This window comes from Terrabacter terrae (genome assembly GCF_039529575.1).
Lineage (GTDB): Bacteria > Actinomycetota > Actinomycetes > Actinomycetales > Dermatophilaceae > Terrabacter > Terrabacter terrae.
Genome location: NZ_BAAANB010000102.1, coordinates 1 through 3,568, shown reverse-complemented (window position 1 = coordinate 3,568; position 3,568 = coordinate 1). Strand labels below are relative to the sequence as shown.

Below are 3,568 nucleotides of genomic sequence, written 5' to 3'. Positions count from 1 at the left end.
CCCCTGAGACGAGAAGCGAGCGGAGGTCCTCGAGGCGGGCGAGGGTGAGGATGGTCAGGCCGCCACCCCGACGGATGCCGTGGTCGGCCTGCGGGTCGATGACGACGACGACCCGGGTCACCTCAGGGGGGAACTGCGCGGCCGCACGCTGCAGCTCGACGAACGGGCGGTGCGGCCCGGTGACGAGGAAGCAGGTGCTCGTGTCGGGTGCGAGGTCTGCCGCGGCAAGCGAGGCGGCGAGCAGCTCGGCGGGTCCCGGCTCGACCCGCGACATGGCGTCCAGGCCGACCTGCGGCACGGACTTCGTGACCTTCTGGCTGCCGCAGACGATCGTGCAGTCCTGCTCGTCGAGCATGACGCGGACCATGATCGAGCTGCCGACCGAGATCGCGGTCTCGACGTCGGCCTGGGTGGCGGTCGGCGCGTTGGCCGCCATCACGTCCCTCTCCAGCCGACGGTCGTCGTGACCGGTGCGACCCGTGCGGCCGTGGCCGGAGCGGTACTGCTCCGGGTCGGGATCGACGATGACCGTGACGTGCGAGCGCCGGGTGTCGAGGAACTGGCGCACGAGGAGCTTGCCGGCCTTGGCCGAGCTGCGCCAGTGGATGTAGCGCCGGTCGTCACCCGGCTGGTACTCGCGCAGGGCGTGGAAGGCGAGGTCGCTCATCGAGACGTCCTCGGTGGTGCTGCCCTCGAGGTCGCGCAGCAGCCCCGCGCCGAGGGACTCGAGGGCGACCGTGCGCGGGTGCACGAACAGCTCGGTGCGCTCGGTCCAGGTCAGGGTGCGGCGCATCAGACCGAGCGGGTCGCCCTGCACGGTCGTGGCCGGGCCGACCTGGATGACGCCGCGGCGCGACGTCGGGACGACGAAGAGCTCCTCGTGCGCCTTGCCCGGGGTCAACGCGGGGAGCACGAAGCGGGCCGCCGACAGCCCGACGGGCAGCTCGACGAGGATCGGGAGCATCGGCGTGCGTGCCTCGTTGGTGACGAGGATGCGCCCGGTGGCCGGCTCGCCGACCGTGACCCGCCGCGGGTCGACCTCGGCGACGATGCGGACCTTGGTGCGGCCGAGGGCGAGCAGCAGGCAGATCGCGAAGAGGACCAGCGCCGCTGCCGCCACCATGAGCAGCTCGGTCCAGCCCCAGCGGGCACCGACGAGCCAGCAGACGACACCGAGCGCGAGGATCGTCCAGCCCAACGGCGATACCCAGCCCACGACCCGCGCGACCGGGCGCCACACGCCCTCCGTCCGGCGGGCCACCTGCCCGATCGAGCGGGTGAGCGGCTGGGTGGTCTGGCGGATGCCACGGCGCGGCGCGGCCTCCTGGTCCTGCTCGGTCATGCGGTCCCCTCGTGCTTCTGCGGTCGAGCGGTCAGGCCGAGGCGCGCTCGGCCGGCGGGGCGATGTCGGCGAGGATCTGGTCGATGACGTGCTCGACCGTCGTGCCGGCGAACTGGGCCTCCGCAGCCAGCAGCAGGCGGTGGCTGAGGACCGGCTCCGCGAGCATCTTGATGTCGTCGGGCACGACGTAGGTGCGGCCCTGGCTCGCGGCCCACGTCTTGGCGCAGCGGACGTAGGCCAGACAGCCACGCACCGACAGGCCGAGCTTCAGCGACGGGTGGCGGCGCGACTCCTCGGCGATGCGGCTGACGTAGCCGAGGATCGCCGGGTCGACGTGCACCTCGTCGGCGAGCTTGCTCATCTCGACGATGACGTTGCTGGCGATGAGGGGGCTGAGCGTCTTGGCCCGGTCGCGCGTCTTGGCGTCGGCGAGCACGGCGATGGTCGCCTCGTGGTCGGGGTAGCCGACGCTCGACTTCATCAGGAAGCGGTCGAGCTGGGCCTCGGGCAGGCGGTAGGTGCCGGCCTGCTCGATCGGGTTCTGGGTCGCGATGACCATGAACGGCTGGCCCACCGAATGCGGCTTGCCGTCGATGGTGACGCGGCCCTCCTCCATGACCTCGAGCAGCGCCGACTGCGTCTTGGGCGAGGCGCGGTTGATCTCGTCGGCGAGCACGATGGTCGCGAAGATCGGGCCGGGGTGGAACTCGAAGGCCTGCTTGGTGGGCTCGTAGATCGTCACGCCGGTGACGTCGCTCGGCAGCAGGTCGGGAGTGAACTGGATGCGGCTGTGCGTGCCCTGGACCGTCGCCGACAGGGCGCGCGCCAGCTGCGTCTTGCCGGTGCCGGGGAAGTCCTCGAGGAGCATGTGCCCCTCGGAGAGCAGGCAGGTCAGCGCCAGGCGCGTCACGTGCTGCTTGCCGAGGACGGCCTTCTCGATGTTGGCGACGAGCTGGTCGAAGGTGTGGGCGAACCACGTGACCTGCTCCTGCGTGATCTGGCTCGTGACGCGACCGGTGGTGGGCGTGGCCGTCATGGTGTCGTGCTCCTGTCGTGGTTCATGCGGGAAGGCGTTCGTATGCCGGGTGGCTGGGGTCGCTGCGCGGCCTGCGGGCCGCGTCGGGGAGGGCGGTTGCGGTCAGCCGCCCCAGGGGTCTCGGGTGAACGAGTCGCTGCCGTTGCTGCCGCTGCAGGTGACCTTGACCCACCCTCCCGAGTAGCCGAAGAACTTGCCGGAGGTGTTGGTGCCGTTGTGGGGCTGGATCGAACCGTTGGTGCCGTCGTCGTGGTTGTACGGCCAGTTGCCCTTGCTGCTGGCGAAGGTGCAGCTGATGTCGCCCTGGTAGTCCTGCAGGTCGTACTGCAGGTACTGGCAGTCGCCGGTGCTGCATCCCGGCACGTAGCCGGTCTGCCCGGTGGGCCGCAGCCAGTTCACCTTCGGCTTGGGTGCCGCGTTGGTCGTGCCGGTGACGTATCCGGTCCACGGCCCCGGCCCGGAGTCCTGGGCGATCGCCCGGACCCGGATCCGCTTCGACGTCGAGTACCCCAGGTTGTTGAACGTCGTCGAGTGCGTGCCCGCACCGACGGTCTGGTTGCGGTCGCCGTCGATCTCGTAGCCGGTGATGGGGCGACCCTCGCTCGCCGCGGTGCCCCACGTGAACGTGATGCTGTTGTTGTCGTGGCTCTCGCGCAGGCCCGGCACGCCGTTGGTGGGTCCGTAGGGGTGGAACGAGACGCTGTTGGACCACGGGGAACACCGGCCGGCGACGTTGCAGGCCTGCACCTGCATCGACTGCTGGCTCGTGCCGAGGTTCGTGGCCGTGCCTCCGGAGCAGCCGCCGGAGCAGTCCCACGAGCCGGAGCGGCCGGCCGAGGTCTGCCAGTTGACCTTCTGGTAGCCGCGCGACCGCGAGTCGCCGAGGGTGAACGAGGCGTTGGCCGCGTAGTCCTTGTTCGGCGTCGAGACGGACCTCAGCGACGGGGTCTCGGGGACGCCGTCAGCAACGTACGAGCTGTAGTTGGTCTTGTCGGACGTGGAGGGGCCGCCGTTGGTGGCCGTGACGACGTACTGCACGGTCTGGCCCTGGTAGGGGATGGTGTCGCTCGCGACGCGCGACTCACCGCCGGAACGGGTGTCGATGAGGGTCCACGGCCCGTTCCCGGTGCGTCGGTAGACGTCGTACTTCGTGATGGCCGGGCCGTTGGGGTCGGTGGACGGCCACGAGA

Annotated in this window: 3 protein-coding genes; all 3 read right to left on the bottom strand. The window is 70.7% G+C overall.

Annotated elements, in window-relative coordinates:
• Positions 1–1,342 (bottom strand): DUF58 domain-containing protein (locus tag ABD194_RS19545; protein ID WP_343994603.1); only part of this gene is annotated, 1,342 nt, incomplete at its 3' end.
• 31 nt (positions 1,343–1,373) lie between these two features.
• Positions 1,374–2,378 carry an AAA family ATPase gene (locus tag ABD194_RS19540; protein WP_343994601.1) on the bottom strand — a complete coding sequence of 335 codons (1,005 nt, stop codon included), beginning with the start codon at positions 2,376–2,378 and terminating at the stop codon, positions 1,374–1,376.
• Between the two features lie 102 nt (positions 2,379–2,480).
• Positions 2,481–3,568, bottom strand: a 1,088-nt coding sequence (locus ABD194_RS19535) for a fibronectin type III domain-containing protein (RefSeq protein ID WP_343994599.1), incomplete at its 5' end; no start/stop codon positions are given.

Excerpts from the sequence above, each read along its gene's own strand:
- ABD194_RS19540 (WP_343994601.1), bottom strand. The coding sequence starts at position 2,378 with ATGACGGCCACGCCCACCACCGGTCGCGTCACGAGCCAGATCACGCAG.